This is a genomic window from Stutzerimonas stutzeri (assembly GCF_002890915.1).
Lineage (GTDB): Bacteria > Pseudomonadota > Gammaproteobacteria > Pseudomonadales > Pseudomonadaceae > Stutzerimonas > Stutzerimonas stutzeri_AF.
The window spans coordinates 40950-57729 of the sequence record NZ_POUT01000010.1 but is presented as its reverse complement, the minus strand read 5'-3'; the positions used below and the strand labels follow the sequence as shown (position 1 = coordinate 57729).

Sequence of the window (16780 nt, the reverse complement as noted above, 5' to 3'; positions counted from 1 at the left end):
CGACCACCCGTCTTGGCCAATATCGGGCGCTTTCCAGCATGCACGCATTGCTCTGCTTCCAGCTTCCAGCTTCCAGCTCCTGGCTGCACACTCATGCTTCAACCTCCCGCCCCACTTCGTCCCGCCGGGAGAAGCGATTGCCCAGTCGATCGAAGAACAGATAGATCACCGGCGTGGTGAACAGCGTCAGCAACTGGCTGAGCAGCAGCCCGCCGACCAGCACCAGGCCCAGCGGCTGGCGCAGTTCGGCGCCGGAGCCGGAGGCCAGCATCAGCGGGATGGCGCCGAACAACGCCGCCAGGGTGGTCATCAGGATCGGCCGGAAGCGCAGCAGCGCGGCGCGGTAGATGGCGTCCCGCGGGCTCATGCCCTGCTGTCGCTCGGCTTCCAGGGCGAAGTCGATCATCATGATCGCGTTCTTCTTGACGATGCCGATCAACAGGATGATGCCGATGATGGCGATCAGCCCGAGGTCGTTGCCGGTCAGCAGCAAGGCCAGCAGCGCGCCAACCGCCGCCGACGGCAAGGTGGAAAGAATGGTGACCGGGTGGATGTAGCTCTCGTAGAGCACGCCGAGCACGATGTACATGGTCACCACCGCGGCGAGGATCAGCAGCAGCGTGCTGGACAGCGAGGCACGGAAAGCCTCGGCCGCACCCTGGAAGCGGGTCTGGATGCCGGCCGGCAGGCCGATCTGCTGCTCCACCGCCTCGATCACCTCCACCGCCTTGCCCAGCGACACGCCTTCGGCCAGGTTGAACGACAGGGTCACCGCCGGGAACTGGCCGATGTGGTTGATCAGCAGCGGCGCGTTGCGCTGTTCCAGCCGCGCCAGGCTCGACAGCCGCACCGGCGTGCCGCCCTCGCTCTGCACGAACAGTTGCTCCAGCGCCTGCGGACCGAGGCGGTTGCCCGCCTCGACCTCGAGCACCACGCGGTATTGGCTGGCCTGGGTGAAGATGGTCGAGATCTGCCGCTGGCCGAAGGCGTCGTAGAGCGCATCGGTGATGTCCGCGACCTGGATGCCCAGGCGCGCGGCGGCGTCGCGGTCGATGTCCAGGTAGATCTGCAGGCCGCTGCTCTGCAGGTCGCTGGCGACGTCGGTGAGCTCCGGCCGCTCGCGCAGCGCCTCGACCAGCCGCGGCGTCCACTCCTGCAGCAGTTCGCTGTCCGGGGTTTCCAGGCTGAACTGGAACTGCGTGCGGCTGACCCGATCCTCGATGGACAGGTCCTGCACCGGCTGCAGGTACAGCTCGATGCCCGGCAGCCTGGCCAGTTCCGGGCGCAGGCGGTCGATCACCTGGCTGGCGGTCAGGTCACGCTCGCCATGGGGCTTGAGGTTGATCAGCAGGCGGCCGCTGTTGAGGGTGACGTTGTCGCCATCCACGCCGATGTAGGACGACAGGCTCGCCACCGCCGGATCGGCCAGGATGACCCGGGCCAGTTCCTGCTGGCGCTCGCTCATGGCGCGGAACGAAATCGACTGCGGGGCCTCGCTGATGCCCTGGATCACGCCGGTGTCCTGCACCGGGAAGAAGCCCTTGGGCACCGCCAGGTAGAGCACGACGGTGAGCCCCAGGGTCGCGACGGCGACGAGCAGGGTCAGCGTCTGGTGCCCGAGCACCCAGCTCAGCCAGCGCGAATAGCCGGCGATCAGCCGCTCGACCCAGTCCGGCTTGGCCTCGGCCGCGGTTTGCGCCTTGAGCAGCTTGGCGCACATCATCGGCGTCAGCGTCAGCGACACCACCAGCGAAATCAGGATGGCCACCGCCAGGGTGATGGCGAACTCGCGGAACAGCCGGCCGACCACATCCTGCATGAACAGCAGCGGGATCAGCACGGCGATCAGCGAGAAGGTCAGCGAGATCAGGGTGAAGCCGATCTGCCTGGCGCCCTTGAGCGCGGCGTTCAGCGGCGTTTCGCCCTCCTCCAGGTGCCGCGCGATGTTTTCCAGCATGACGATGGCGTCGTCCACCACGAAGCCGGTGGCGATGGTCAGCGCCATCAGCGACAGGTTGTTCAGCGAGAAGCCGCACAGGTACATCACCGCGAAGGTGCCCACCAGCGACAGCGGCACGGCGATGGACGGAATGATGGTGGCCGAAAGCTTCTTGAGGAACACGAAGGTGACCATCACCACCAGGAAGGTGGCCAGCATCAGCTCGTGCTGCACGTCGGTCACCGCGGCGCGGATGGTCTGGGTGCGGTCGGTGAGCACCACCACGTCGAGCCCCGCCGGCATGCTGGCGGTCACCTCCGGCAGCAGCGCCTGGATGCGTTCGACCACCTCGATGACGTTGGCGCCGGGCTGGCGCTGGATGTTCAGCAGCACCGCCTGGCTCTGGTTGGCCCAGGCGGCGAGGCGTTCGTTCTCGGCGCCGTCGACGATCTCGGCGACATCCTTCAGGCGCAGTGCGGCACCGTCCTGGTAGGTGAGGATCAGCTCGGCGTATTCCTCGGGCGTCTTCAGCTGGTCGTTGGCATCGAGCATGGAGACGCGAGTCGGGCCGTCGAAGTTGCCCTTGGGCTGGTTGACGTTGGAGCTGGTGATCAGCGAGCGCACGTCGGACAACGACAGGCCGTAGGCGGCGAGCGCCTCGGGATTGGTGCGGATGCGCACCGCCGGGCGCTGGCCGCCGGCCAGGCTGACCATGCCGACGCCGCTGATCTGCGCCAGTTTCTGCGCCATGCGGGTGTCGACCAGATCGTGCAGCTGGGGCAGCGGCAGGCTGGCGGAGGTCACCGCCAGGGTCAGCACCGGCGTATCGGCCGGGTTGACCTTGTTGTACACCGGCGGCGCCGGCAGGTCGTTGGGCAGCAGGTTGTCCGCCGCGTTGATCGCCGCCTGGACCTCTTGTTCGGCCACGTCCAGCGCGACCTCCAGGGAAAACCGCAGGGTGATGACCGAGGCCCCGCCGGAGCTGGTGGAGGACATCTGGGTGAGCCCCGGCATCTGCCCGAACTGGCGTTCCAGCGGCGCGGTGACCGCACTGGTCATGACCTCGGGGCTGGCGCCGGGATAGAGCGTCATCACCCGGATGGTCGGGTAATCCACCTGCGGCAGCGCGGCTACCGGCAGCATGCGGTAGGCGATGAGCCCGGCCAGGAGGATGGCGACCATGCTCAGCGTGGTTGCCACCGGCCGCAGGATGAACAGCCGGGAGATGTTCATCGCGCTTCGCGCTCCTCGGCCTCGCCGCCGCCGAGCACCGGGTTCTCCGCGGCCTGTTCGGCCATGCGGCGGCTGTCGACGACTTCGACCTCGGCGCCATCGCGCAAGCGGTCGGTGCCTTCCATCACCACCCGCTCGCCGACCTGCAAGCCCTCGAGCACCACGGTCGTCTCGCCATTGCTCGGCCCTGCTTCGAGCAGGCGCATCTCGACCTTGCCGTCATCACCCACCACATAGGCGAAGGTGCCGCGCGAGCCGAACTGCAGCGCCGCGGAAGGAATCAGGATGGCGTCGCGGAGGGTCTGCACGCGCAAGCGTACGTTGACGAACTGATTGGGCAGCAGCAGCTCGGCCTCGTTGTCGAAGCGCGCCTTCAGCCGCAGGGTGCCGGTCGTCGCGTCGATCTGGTTGTCGACACTTTCCAGCACGCCCTCGCCGAAGAGCAGTTTCTCGCCGCGGTCCCAGGCCTGCACGGCGAGTTCGTCGCCCTGCCGGTAGCGGGTCAGCACCGGCAGCAGGTCACCCTCGGGCAGGGTGAAGCTGATCGACATCGGCTGGGTCTGGGTGATCACCACCAGCGGCGTGGTGTCGTTGGCTGCGACCAGGTTGCCCAGGTCCAGCTGGCGCAGGCCCAGGCGACCATCGATGGGCGAACGGATCTGGGTGAACTCGAGGTTCAGGCGTGCTTCGTTGACCGCGGCCTGGTTGGCCGCCAGGGTGCCCTGGTACTGGCTGACGAGCGCCTCCTGGGTATCCAGGGTCTGCTTGGCGATGCTGTCCTCGGCGTACAGCCCGCGATAGCGCTCCAGGTCGACCTGGGCGTTCCTCAACTGCGCACGATTCTGCTGCAGCGTGCCTTCGGCCTGCTGCAGGGCCACCTGGTACGGCCGCGGATCGATAACGGCCAACAGATCGCCGGCCTTGACCCGTTGCCCCTCCTCGAAACGCAACTCGACCAGCTCGCCGGCGACGCGGCTGCGCAGGCTGACCGTATTGAGCGGGGTAACGGTGCCGAGCGCCTTGTTGTAGACCTCGAACGCGCCCTGCTCGACCTGCGCCACGCGCACCGGCACCGGCCCGGTGAACGCGCCGAAACCCGGGCGGCCGCCGGGACGCTGCGGCGTCTGCGCGGCGCTCGGCCATAGCCACCAGATGAGCAGCGCGACGACCGCGACGGCAACGATGAGGAACAGCCAGCGAAGGCGGGAACGAGCGGGAGTGGAATGAGCCTCGGACATGAACAGGGTTCGCTTGGGAAGGAGCGTGAACCTTAAGCAGTTGCGAACCGCTCGCAAAGTGCCTTTACGGCATTTTTACGTATCAGCACTTATACGCAGCGCCACGCGACCGCTCCGGCCCGGAACCATGCACCACGTGCTCAGTCTATTCAACGTCCTGCTCGCCGCAGGGCAATGCATCCGCAGCAGGCTCCCCGGTCCTGCCAGCACGTCGAATCGGACGTTGTCGTGTCGTTAAAACCGGCCATCGCCCCGGTGGCCCACATAGGATCAAGGAATGAATGCATCGCTGGCCATCCTGGCGCTCACCGTAGCCAGTTTTCTCCTCGGTTTTCTTCGCGATCTGTTCATCGCCCGCGCCTTCGGCCTCAGTTGGGAAGCGGACCTCATCTTCGTCGCCCTGATCCTGCCGCTGTTCTTCGAGAACTTCCTCGGCCTGGCCCTGCGCGACGCCATGATCCCCTTCCTGCAGAAACTGCGCAGCCAGTCGCAGGCCCTGTTCGAGTCGGTGGCCCGCTGGCTGTACTGGCGCGTCATGTTGATGGGCGCCGCCACCTGCGCGCTGATCGTTCTTTCCAGCTACTGGGTCCTCAACGCACTGGCGCCGGGGTGGACGCCGGAGCAGGTGGCCGACGGCCAACTGGTGTTCTGCATCGGCGCCCTGCTCATCGCCGTGCAGGCCGCGCTGTATTGCCAGGGCGCGCTGCTGAACATGGACAACGTGTTCATCATGCCGATGACTCGCACCCTGCTGCTCAACGCCGGCGCGATCATCGGCATCCTGCTGTTCGAGCCCAGCGGGATGGTGATCTTCGCCGGCATGCTGCTGCCGCAGGTGGCGCTGATCGTCGTGCAGCATCGGCGCATCCGCTACCTGCGCGGGGAAGCGATGCCGCTGGAGAAAGGCCACGGCAGCCAGTTCGGGCTCGCCTTCGCCCCCGTGCTGCTGGCAGCTGGTGCCCAGCAGGCGTGCATCCTGGCCGAACGAATGTTCGCCTCGTTCCTCGAAGAAGGCAGCATCACCATGCTGTCCTTCGCGTTTCGCATCGTCACGATTCCGCTGACGCTGTACGCGATGTCCGTGCTGTCGGTGCTTTTCCCGCAGTTTTCCGCCAGTTGGAACGACGACGACCACCGCGGCCACGCCGCCGTGATCCGCAAGGGCCTGCTGGCCACCCTGCTGTTCCTGGTGCCGGCGACGGTGGTGCTCTGCTCCTCCCCCGTGGCGGTGGTCTCGGTGCTGCTGGAACGCGGCCAGTTCGGCCCCGCGCAAACCCAGGCCACCGCGTCGCTGATGGTCATCTATGCCCTGGGCTTGCCGGCGATGGGCCTCGCGCTGCTCTGGGGACGCGCCCTGCTCGCCCAACACCAGGCCCGCCTGTTCCTGATCGTCACCCTGATCAGCTCGGCGATGACCATCGGCCTCGATGCGGCGCTCTACCGGGTCTACGGTGCCGCGGGGCTGGCGATGGCCTTTTCCTGCGGCGCCGCGCTGCAGGCGCTGTTCATGGGGCTGTACGTCTATCGCGCCTCGCCCAAGGGGCTCGCCGTGGCCGTGCTGGCGCGCTGGCTGGCCACCGCCGCCTCGCTGGCCATAGCCCTGCACTACCTGCCCAAGCCGCAGGGGCTGCTGGAGCTGTGCCTATACATCGGCCTGGTGCTGGTGGGGTTCGCCATCGGGGTGACGCTGCTCGGCGAGCGCGATCTGTTCAAGCCGCGCTACTGGTCGATGCGCAAGACCTGAGCATCCAAGTGCGTAGGAGCCGGCTTGCCGGCGAGCTCTTTCGCCGATCGCCCGCAAGCGGTCCTACGCAAAGCATGCGCAAGCGTAACGGGAACCCTGTCCGATCGGTGTTGGGCCGCTGTCGTCCGACAGCGGCCTTCCTGCTTTTGGCCGGGCGAATGCGTTGTCGCCGCCCCGTCGTTGTGGCGACGGGCGCGGCGCGATTGGTGTGGCAGGAAGATGCTCAGCCGCCGAGGGCGAGCATCCCCATGGCGCTGGGAGGCGTCTGCCAGGCAGCGGGCGTGCCTTCGATCAAGCGCTTGCGCTGCGCCATGACGATGTCCAGCGCCCGGCTCGGGAGGATGTCGACGTCGTCGAAGGTGATCAACTGGCCGGGCTCCACGGCGCGCTTGAGGGCCGTCTTGCGCAGCAGGCCGATCGGCACGTGGTCGGGGTGCTGGGCGAGCTTGATCGCTTCGCCACGGAACTGGAAACCACCGATGCCCCGCTCGATCAGCTCGCCCGCCTTCATCGCGCGCTTGGCGATGGCACCGACGCCCAGAGTCGGCTCGGTGGAGTTGTTGAGCAGCACGCCACCGCCGGCGAGGACCCGCCGCACCGTCTTGCCGACCTCCAGCGAGCAGAGGTGGAACGGCCGCAGCAGGGTGTAGAACGGGCCGCGGCCGAGCTTGAAGTATTCGATGGCACGCGCCTGGTTCTCGTCGTGCCGGCCCACCAGGAACACGCCACCGGCCGGATAGCCGGAGGGGATCACGTAGTCGACGATCGGCTGCCCTGCACGTTCGGCCATCATCGCCAGCAGGCTCGCGCTGTCGTCGAGGCTGGTCGAAGCCAGGCCTTCCATGCCCTGCCGGGTGATGGTGGCGCCCAGCCCGTTGCCGATGATCACCTGCTCGATCTGCACCTTGGTGCCGTCGGTGAACGAGGTGGTCTGGTCGACACTGATACCCTGGCGCTGGGCCCAGTAGGTCATGTCTTCCAGCGATGGGTCATGGTTCAGGTAACCCTTCATGTTGCCGTAGACCAGCGGCTGGAAGCCCATCTGCAGGGCCTCCTCGCGCAGTGCCGCAAGAGAGCCCGGCTGGTCGCCTTCCGCCTCGGTGATGAAGCCCCTGCCCGCGAGGTAGGAACCCGTGGTCACTTGCAGTTCGGCATTGACCGTCACCACCGGCAACCCGGCCTCGAAGGCGCGCTCGATGACCGAGGTACCGTGAAAGACATCACCGCTGCACTCGACGATCAGGTCCGAATTGTCGATGAGCTCATCGAGCGAGTTGGTGAGTGCGTCGGCCAGGGGAAAGTCGGCGAGGGATGTGAGCGGACGGCGGGTCAGCACGCGGGAAATCTCCATGTCCCGATAGTGCTGCTTGATCAACCTCACGAAGCCGTGAGCGATCATTCCCGTCCCCGAAACACCAATTTTCTTGATCTGTGAAGTAGGCATAACTGAATCCGTTCAATGGGCATCAGCTTTATGACAGCAACGGGGCAAAAAAATTTTTTTACAAAATATCTTTTGCCATCGCTTGCCGGCTTCTGCTCACCCTGTCCAGCGTGGGGGGCGGCATGGCTGAAGCTAGTGCCCGCGCCGACGTTGTGCTAATTGAGAGCGACAAGCGGTGCGCAGCCTTCCGGTGGTTTCCCGTCGTCAGAAACGAAACGGCGAGCGCCCTCAAGAGCGCTCGCCGTAATGCCTACTTCCTATGCGAATCAAGCCAGCGAAGCGATAGCCGCCTCGTAGTTCGGCTCGGTACCGATTTCGCCGACCAGCTCGCTATAGAGCACACGATCCTGCTCGTCTAGAACGACCACCGCGCGGGCTGCGACGCCCGCCAGCGGGCCACTGGCGATCGCCACGCCGTAATCGTCGAGGAATTGTGCGCCGCGCATGGTGGACAGGCTGACGACGTTTTCCAGGCCTTCGGCGCCGCAGAAGCGTTTCTGCGCGAATGGCAGGTCGGCGGAGATGCACAGCACGACGGTATTGCTCAGCCCGCTCGCCTGGGCATTGAACTTGCGCACCGAGGTGGCGCAGATCGGCGTATCGATGCTCGGGAAGATGTTCAGCACCTTGCGCTTGCCGGCGAAGGCCGACAGCTCCACATCGGCAAGGTCAGTGCCGACCAGGCGGAACGCCTTGGCTTGGTCGCCGGCCTGGGGAAAGTCGCCGGCGACCTGGATCGGGGCGCCGCGCAGAGTCACTTCAGTCATGTTTTCACTCCTCGATATGCATGTAAAAAGGCCGTGGAGGCATTTGCCCCCACGGCCTGCAGGAAGGCAGTCCGAGTGTAGCTGCCGATACGCACGTCAGCCGCGCGCGAAGTATTCCCTGGTCAGCTTGACCACTACCGGGCTCAGCAGCAGCAGCGAGATCAGGTTGGGAATCGCCATCAGGCCGTTGAGGGTGTCGGCCAGCAACCAGGCGAAATCCAGCTGGGCGATGGCACCGAACGGCACCGCGATGACCCAGATCAGGCGGAACGGCCAGATGGCCTTGGTACCGACGAGAAACTCCCAGCACTTTTCACCGAAGTAGCTCCAGCCGAGGATGGTGGTGAAAGCGAAAACCACCAGCGCAACGGTCAGGATCGCCCCGCCGATGCCCGGCATGGCCGACTCGAAGGCCGCCGCGGACAGTGCCGCGCCGCTCTCGCCGCTGGTCCAGACGCCGGTGCAGATGATCGCCAGGCCGGTCATCGAGCAGACGATGATGGTATCGATGAACGTACCCAGCATGCCGATCATGCCCGAGCGCACCGAGCTGGTGGTGGTCCCGGCTGCCTGGGCGATACCGGCGGTACCCAGGCCCGCCTCGTTGGAGAAGATGCCGCGCGCCACACCGAAACGGATCGCCGCCATCACCGCCGCGCCGGCAAAGCCGCCGGTGGCCGCAATCGGCGTGAAGGCATGGGTGAAGATCAGGCCGAAGGCAGCGGGAATCGCCTCGGCGTTCACCACCAGCACCACCACCGCGGCGATCAGGTAGGCCAGGCACATGAACGGCACCAGCGACGCCGCGACCACGCCGATACGGCGGATACCGCCGAGGATCACCAGGCCGACGATCACCATGGTGCCCAGGCCGGTCAGCCACAGCGGTACGGAAAAGGTGGTTTGCAGTGCATGGGCCATGCTGTTGACCTGCACCATGTTGCCGATGCCGAAACCGGCGAAACCGCCGAAGATGGCGAAGGCGGTGCCAAGCCAGATCCACTTCTTGCCCAGGCCGTTCTTGATCGCGTACATCGGTCCGCCGACGTGCTCGCCGCGGTCGTCCTTCTCGCGGTAGTGCACCGCCAGTACCACTTCGCAGTACTTGGTCGCCATGCCCACCAGCGCGGTACACCACATCCAGAACAGCGCCCCCGGGCCGCCGAGGAAGATCGCCGTGGCGACACCGGCGATGTTGCCGGTACCGACGGTAGCCGCCAGGGACGTCATCAGCGCCTGGAACGGGCTGATTTCACCGGTTTCCGCATCCCCCTTGGCCCGGCCGCGCCACATCAGGGCGAAGCCGGTGCCGATGCGGGCCAGTGGCATGAATTTGAGCATGATCATGAGGATCAGGCCGGTCCCCAGGATCAGCACCAGCATGGGTGGGCCCCAGACGAGGGCGTTGATGCTGTTGACCAGGTTGTTCAGGAATTCCATTCGAGCACCTTATTTTCTTATTGCGAGTCACGCTCGCGTTAGTGTCGCGCCACCATGGAGGTCGTTGAAAAACATGACGCTCGTGACGATGGTTTTTCAACGGCCTGGTAACGACGAGTTTCGAGCCATCGTCAAGGTAATGACGATGAACCTCAAAGCCACCACTGCAAGACTCATGCTAGAGCCTTGTAGCGGCATTCCGCACAGATCCGGAGAGCGGATGCTACCACTGCCCCGGCCCCTGGCGCGCGGGTCGATTGCGCCAGTTTCGGTGATCGACGCGGCGTAGGAAACCGACCGGACGATCAGGATTCCCGGCGCCACCGCTTCACCAGCCGCTGACCGCACGAAAAGCGAGCGTAGTCCAAGTTGGTGCGCGCGCCAGTCGGCGCCCGCTTCGAAACGGTGCGATGGCCCGAAAGCGTACCTAGAAGGCACCTGGGCGGCGCTCCTGGAAGCCCCCATCCAAAAGGCAGCCGGGGGACGCCGAGTCCTTGCCGGCGATCATCGGCGTTGCGCACGGATCGCCAGCAAGCTGGCCCCTACAGGTCCACGGCGGCAGCGCGGAAGGCCTACCCTAGAAATCGCGCCGGTAGAACAGGTCCAGTGAGCTGGCCAGGCCGCTGGCGGCCTCGAGGAAGATCCGCCGGGTCAACTGGTAGCGCAGGCCGATGGTGTTGGACGGCTCGAACACGCCGACGCCGTAGCGCAGTGCCAGGCGCTCGGTCAGGCGGCCGGTAGCGACCACGCTGGTGGTGGCGCCGGTGCCTTCGGTATCCAGCTGGAAATCCTGGATGCCCAGGCGCTGTGCCAGGCCGCCGGTGATCGACGAGCTGCCGGCCAGCCCCAGGCCGAGCGCCGCCTGCGCCAGCAGATTGCTGTCGCCGCTATCGGCGCCCAGCGCCCGTCCGAGGACCAGGTAGGAAAGCGCCTGCTCCTGGCTCATGGCCGGCTCGGCGAACACGTCGACGCGCGGCTGCTCGGCGCTGCCGGTGATGCGCAGCCCCGCCACCACGTTTTCGGCATCGATACGGCGGATCGCCTCGATATTCAGGAATGGCTGGCTCAGCACTCCGGTGAACAGCAACTCGGCGCGGCGGATGGTCAGGCGCTGGCCGTAGGCACGGTAGCGGCCGTTCTTGAGCTGCAGTTCGCCGCGGGCGTCCAGGTTGTCGCCGATGTGCAGGTAGCCGGCGAGATCGGCGGTCAGGCCGAAGCCGGAAAAGCGCAGGCGATCCTGGCCGACCTCGACATCGATATCCATCTTCACCGCCATCGGCGTCGCCGGCTCCTCGGCCTCGCGCCCGACGATGACCGCATCCTCCGAAACCCGCACGGTCGAGGGCGGCAGTTCGCGCACGGTGATGGCGCCCCGGGGCACCTCGACCCGACCACTCACCGCCAGTTGCTGGCCGCTCAGGACGATGCGCAGATCCGGCTCCACTTCCAGCTCCGCATAGGGCTCGACCACCACCGGCAGGCGATTGCCGCTGACCCGCATGTCCAGGTCCAACGCCTCGGCCCAAGCCAGTGTGCCGGCCAGCGTGCCACGGCCCTGCTCGCCCGCGCGCCAGTCGCCGTCGATGCGCAGGCTTTCGCCATCGATCAGCAGGCGCACCTGCAGGTCTTCGAAGGTGGTCGGCAATTCGCTGCCGGAAACCTCGCCGCCGCTGAGGGCCAGCTGGCCGTTCAACTGCGGGTGCTGCAGGCTGCCGGAGAGCTGGCCGCTGCCGTTCAGCTCGCCCTTGAGACGCTCGACCATCGGCACGAACGGGCGCGCCACGGCCAGGTCCAGGCCATTCAGGCGGAACTCGCCGGAGAGGGGCTTGATCTCACGGCGCGGATCGATGCGTGCCTGCAGCTCCAGTTCGCCCAGCTCGCCGCCCTGGAAGCGCAGCTGGCTGTCGATGCGCTCGGGCAGCAGCCGGCTGTCCAGCGCCAGGGTCGCGTAGGGAAAGTCGTACCACTCGTCGCCTTCGCGCATGCGCAGCACGCCGGGGCCGGCATCCAGGCTGATCCGGCCGCTGGGGCCTCGCGCCGGCAGGTCCAGTTCGATGTCCGCGTTCAGCTCACCCTGCCAGCCGAAGTCGTCGGGCAGATAACCCGCCAAGGTCTGCAGCGGGAAATCGCGCAGGCGATAGCGGATGCGTGGGTCGGGCAGCAGCCGCTGGTCCTCCGCGCAGAGGCTGGCGGGGCCGGACAGCCAGCAATGCGCGCCGAACTCGAGCCGGCCATCGGCGAAGCGGCGGAGTGCCGCGGGCTGTTGCAGAGTCCAGTCCTGTTGCTCGGCGCTGAGGCTGCCGCGCAACAGGCGGCCGCGCCAGTCGCCGTCGCGCAGGCCGCCGTCGAAGGCCAGCGCCAGGTTCAGCAGCGGCCCCTGCAGCTGCAGGTTCGCCTGGTGCCGCTCGCGGGTGCCGTCGGCTTCCACCCGCAGTGCGCCAAGATCGGTTTCGCCGGCGCGAATCCGCTCGGCGCTCAAGGTCAGGCGCGCCTGCTCGCCTTCGGCCAGCCGGGCGTCGAGGCTGAGCCGGCGTAGCCGGTTGTCCTGATAGCCGAGGTTACGGCCGCTCAGTTCGGCATGCCCCTGCGGCGCCGAAGGCGTGCCGGCGAGTCCGACCTGCCCGTTCAACTGGCCGCGCAGGCCCGGCCACAGCTGGGCCAGGCGGCCGAGTTGCAGTTGCAGCTGGCCATCCAGGGTCTGCGCCCAAGTGCCCTGGCCGTGGATACGGTTATCGCCCATGCGCAGGTCGATGCCAGGCAGCGCCCAGCGGCCGTCCTCTCCGCTGGCCTGCAGTCGCAGGCTGGTGGCCTGGCCGCGCAGGCGGCCGGAGATGTCGAGGGCGGCCTCGGCCTGCAGCCGGGTTTCGCGCAAGGCGCCACGGCTTTTCAGCGAGCCGCCGAGCTTGCCGGGCAGCTCGGCGAGCCAGTAGGAAGGATCGAGTTCGCTCAGACTCAGGTCGGTATTCCAGGAGATGCCGTCGGCGAAGCCGACGCTGAGCGAGCCGCTGGCGCTGCCCTGCCCCGCGTGCAACTGCAATTGCGGCAGATGCACCACCTCGAGATTGCCGCTGACCGGGCTGGCCAGGGTGAAGTCGCCCGCCGGCCCGCTCATGGCCGAGTCGAAGTGGCCGAGGTAGTTGCCGTTGTCGTACTGCAGCTGCGCCGTCAGCTCGCGCAGCGCCACCGGCGGTTCGTCGATCTGCGGGTAGAGCCGGCGCCAGGGGAAGTCCCGCCAGGCCAGATCGGCATTGGCGACCAGGCCTTGCTGCCAGTCAACATCGCCATTCAGGCGCACCCGGCGTTGCTCGCCGGCATCCAGTTCGAGGGTGTCGAGCCGCGCCCCGCTCGCCTCGAGCAGCCCTTCCAGCGCCAGGCGCACATTGCCGCCCTCGCCCGGCAGAAGGCCGGTGCCGAGCAAGCGATAGCCGTCCTCCAGGTTCCCGTCCGCGATCAGTTCCAGTTCGTCCAGGCGCAGGGTATCGGGCAGCTCGGGCATGGCCTTGAACCCATCGGCACGGAGTTTCAGCGTCGCCGGCAGCTGCGGGTCGAGCGGGCGCAGCTGGCCATCGAGCGAACCCTCGAGATAGCCCTGGCTCTGTACGGCGAGGCGGACCTGTTCGCGCAAGTCGCCTTCGAGGTCGATCATCAGCGCCCAGGCTTGCATGTCCGGCGAGCGCAGCGCCGCCTGGCCCTGCAGCGCCAGCGGCCAGGTTCCCCGGGGTTGCAACCGCCCCCGCATTTCCAGATCGAGATCGGCGCGGCGCAGCGTCAGGCGCTGGATGTCCAGCCCGGCGGCGCGCCAGTCCGCCTGCAGGTCGAGACTGCGCAGTTGTTCGGCAGCATTCAGCCGCAGGCGGCCGATCTCGATGCGGCCGACCTGCAGCGCCAACGGCAGGTCGATGTCCGGCAGGCTGAAGGGCTCGGCGTCCGGCTCCGGCTCGGCGGGCGGGAAGACCAGTTCGATATCGCCGGCGAGCAGTTCGTCGATGCACAGGGTCCGCTTCAGCAGGCAGGCCGGCGACCAGGCAAGCCGCGGACGCTCGATTTCGACCCGGTTGCCGCCCTGCTCCCACAACAGTCGCTCGGCTTGCCAGCGCCGGCCGAGGGTGCCGTCGAACGCCTCGACTGTCAGCCCCGGCACCTGGGCCAGCAGCCAGCGGCTGCCGCCGGTGGTGCCGAGCAGCGCGCCCAGGGCGACGATCAGCAGCAGGAGTGCGCCAAGCAGCGTCCAGCCGACGCCTCGCCATGCCCGCCTCACAATTCAGGCCCCATCGAGAAGTGCAGACGCACGCCGCCATCGCCATCGAGCGGGTGCGCCAGGTCGACGCGAATCGGTCCCACCGGCGAAACCCAGCGCACGCCGGCGCCGACGCTGCTCTTGAGGGTCGGGAACTCCAGCGAATTGAAGGCATTGCCCTGGTCGACGAAGGTCGCGATGCGCCAGCGTTCGGCGATCGAATACTGGTACTCGGCGCTGACCGCGAACTGGTAGCGGCCGCCGATCCGGTCGCCATCGGAATTGGTCGGCGACAGGCTCTGGTAGTCGTAGCCGCGCACGCTCTGGTCGCCACCGGCGAAGTAGCGCAGCGACGGCGGCACGTTGACGTACTCGTCGGTCCAGTTGCCGCCGAGCTGCACGCGGCCGAGGAAGCGATGGCGCTGGCCGAGCGTGGTCAGGCCGCGCAGCAGCATGTTGGCGTGGATCAGGTCGGCATCCGAGAACACGCCATCCTTGGCCGCCGCCACCTCGAACTGCAGACGGTAGCCCTGGCTCGGATCGATGCGGTTGTCACTGCGCAGGTAGCTGTAGGCGACGCCGGGCATCAACAGGGTGCTCAGGCCCGAATCGTCGCCGAGGCGGTATTCCTCGTGCTGCCACTTCAGCGACAGCACCCGCTGCCAGCCGCTGGGCAACTGGCTGTGCCACTCCGGACCGACCTTGAGCAGGCGGCTCAGGCTGTCGGTGCCGGCGATTTCCTCGTTCTGGTAGCCGCCGACGAAGCGCAGCTTGTCGGTCAACGGCGGGTCGAGCGGGATGTCGTACCAGAGCCCGACGTTCTGCCGTGGCGCCGACAGCTCGGTTTCGGCGCCGTAGCTGTGGCCCTGCGGGTTGACCCAGTGGCGCGTCCAGTTCAGGCGGATGCGCGGCCCCACGTCGGTGGAATAGCCCAGGCCCAGGCCGAAGGTACGCGGCTTGCGGGTGGCCAGCCGGACCGCCACCGGAATGCGCTGCTCGCTGGCAGTGGTCGGATTGGCATCGACCCGGACACCCTCGAAATAGCCGCTCGACTGCAGCGCCTGGCTGAGTTCGGCGATCAGCTCGGAGTCATAGGGGGTATCGGCCTTGAACGGCACCATGCGCATCAGCAGATCGTCGTCGAACGGCGCGTCGCCCTCGAAACGCACGTCGCCCAGCCGGTAGCGCGGGCCGCTGTCGAACACCAGTTCGACGTCCGCCGTGTTCTCGCGCGGGTCAATCGCCAGCCGCTGGCGGGTGAAGCGGCCATCGAAATAGCCGTAGCGCGAGGCCTGGTTGAGGAACTGCTGCTTCACTTCTTCGTAGCGCCCATGGTTGAGCACATCGCCCTGGCGCAGGGTGCGCTCGGCCACCCGGAAGCCGGAGAACTGCGCCGCCGGCCCGTCCAGGCGCACCTCGATATTGCGCAGGCGCACCGGCTCGCCGGTCCGCACATGCAGGATCAGCGTCGGCTCCTCGCCTTCGCTCACGTCGCTGCGAATCCGGCTGCGGTAGTAGCCCAGCGCCTGCAGTGCCTTTTCCGCCTGGCTTTGCGCGACCCGGCTGTAGCGCAGCAGTTCGCGGGCGTCGCGGTCGCCCAGGTCGCCGATGTAGTTTTCGATATTTTCCCGTAGCGCCCGGTTCGCCGGCTCGATGCGCACATCGAGCTCGGCGGCGCCGGCACCGATCCCGGTCAACATCACAAGTACGGCTACCAGCAGGCCGAGTCGGTTCGATTTGCACATGGCGCGCAATGCTAGCATGCCCCACCCGGCATGCCCGAACGCAGCGGCGAGGCGGTCGGCAGGGTGTTCGTGCGGTGGTCCGGGCATGGGCTGGCATCGTCGGGTGTCAGGCCACTCAGACTGGCCCGGCACGATAAAATTCGGCGCGCCTAGCGCGTCGCCTCCAAGCGCCGCGGTGCCGGGTGGAAGAACACATGCTCGACCACCGGCCCGACCGCCACCTGGCCGATCTCCTGGTAGCCCTGGCGCTGGTAGAAATTCAGGTAACGCGGGTTGCCGGTATCGATCACCAGGCCCTCGGAGCTCTCGTCCTCGGCACACCAGTCGTGCACCGCCGCCAGCAACTGCTCGCCGTAGTGCTGGCCCTGGAACTGCGGATGCACGCCCAGCAGCGGCAGCAGATGGACAGCCCCGGCCGGCAGGCAGGCCAGCACCGCATCGTGATAGTCCAGATAGCGCCGCGTACAGCGAAACCCGGCGGTCAGCAGCATGCGCGCGCGCCAGGCCCAGCTCTCGGTGATGTCCAGCCGCCGTTGCGGTGGCGCGATCAGCGCGACCGCGATCAGCCGGTCCTCCTGCAGCAGGCCGAGCGCCGGTTGCTGCTGCAGGAAATGCTGGTTCACCAGCTCGCGCACGGTCGCACGCACGCGCTGTTCGTAACCAGGGCGATCCGCCTCGAACAGGTAAGCGAAGGTGGGTTCGTGACGATAGGCGTGATACAGCAACGAGCGGGTTTCGCGGTCGTAACCGCTATCGAGCGTACGGACCTCGGCAGGTATCGTCATGGCGACTCTCGGCTGTTTTTTGCAAGGATGATTGCAACTTAGCAGCCGGCCGCCCAGCCCGCCACGAGCGCCCTCTCCATCCGCATGGCGGCCCTGCAGCAGGCGGCAGCCAGCATGCTACGGAAACGCGCTTGGTATGCACGGCGGCGAGTCACTAGAATCACGGCTTTCGTCCACTCCCGGCGCCGCAGGCCGGCGCAGTGGTTGA

Annotated in this window: 9 protein-coding genes; 1 reads left to right on the top strand and 8 read right to left on the bottom strand. The window is 67.1% G+C overall.

All coding sequences use genetic code 11. The features are described from left to right. Positions 1–91: 91 nt before the first annotated feature. Both CXK94_RS17160 and CXK94_RS17155 read right to left on the bottom strand, forming a co-directional pair. Positions 92–3172 (bottom strand): MdtB/MuxB family multidrug efflux RND transporter permease subunit, encoded by a 3081-nt coding sequence (locus CXK94_RS17160; protein WP_102895245.1) that lies wholly within the window; start codon positions 3170–3172, stop codon positions 92–94. Then, a complete protein-coding gene (locus CXK94_RS17155) occupies positions 3169–4410 on the bottom strand; it encodes an MdtA/MuxA family multidrug efflux RND transporter periplasmic adaptor subunit (protein WP_102895244.1) in 1242 nt (413 codons plus the stop codon). Before CXK94_RS17155 ends, CXK94_RS17160 begins: the two co-directional genes overlap by 4 nt. A 277-nt stretch (positions 4411–4687) precedes the next feature. Between CXK94_RS17155 and murJ the strand changes: the two genes are divergently transcribed. Then, the gene (gene murJ, locus CXK94_RS17150; RefSeq protein ID WP_037040114.1) at positions 4688–6154 is read left to right on the top strand and encodes a murein biosynthesis integral membrane protein MurJ; all 1467 of its coding nucleotides are present in this window, start codon (positions 4688–4690) and stop codon (positions 6152–6154) included. A 223-nt stretch (positions 6155–6377) separates the two neighbouring features. Here the strand turns inward: murJ and CXK94_RS17145 are convergent, their stop codons facing one another. From CXK94_RS17145 to CXK94_RS17115, 6 genes are all read right to left on the bottom strand, one after another. Next, positions 6378–7553 (bottom strand): NAD(P)-dependent oxidoreductase, encoded by a 1176-nt coding sequence (locus CXK94_RS17145; RefSeq protein ID WP_102895243.1) that lies wholly within the window; start codon positions 7551–7553, stop codon positions 6378–6380. Between the two features lie 311 nt (positions 7554–7864). Further along, the gene (tpx, locus tag CXK94_RS17140) at positions 7865–8365 is read right to left on the bottom strand and encodes a thiol peroxidase (protein WP_102895242.1); all 501 of its coding nucleotides are present in this window, start codon (positions 8363–8365) and stop codon (positions 7865–7867) included. Between the two features lie 96 nt (positions 8366–8461). Further along, entirely contained in the window at positions 8462–9805 is a 1344-nt protein-coding gene (locus tag CXK94_RS17135; protein WP_037040116.1) for an alanine/glycine:cation symporter family protein, read from the bottom strand. A 577-nt stretch (positions 9806–10382) separates the two neighbouring features. Next, positions 10383–14063: a translocation/assembly module TamB domain-containing protein gene (locus tag CXK94_RS17125; protein WP_102895240.1), complete on the bottom strand. Its 3681-nt coding sequence runs from the start codon at positions 14061–14063 to the stop codon at positions 10383–10385. Beyond that, positions 14060–15742: an autotransporter assembly complex protein TamA gene (locus CXK94_RS17120; protein WP_256046191.1), complete on the bottom strand. Its 1683-nt coding sequence runs from the start codon at positions 15740–15742 to the stop codon at positions 14060–14062. The genes CXK94_RS17125 and CXK94_RS17120 overlap by 4 nt, the downstream gene beginning before the upstream one ends. A 194-nt stretch (positions 15743–15936) precedes the next feature. After that, positions 15937–16572 carry a GNAT family N-acetyltransferase gene (locus tag CXK94_RS17115; protein ID WP_037040120.1) on the bottom strand — a complete coding sequence of 212 codons (636 nt, stop codon included), beginning with the start codon at positions 16570–16572 and terminating at the stop codon, positions 15937–15939. Positions 16573–16780 lie beyond the last annotated feature (208 nt).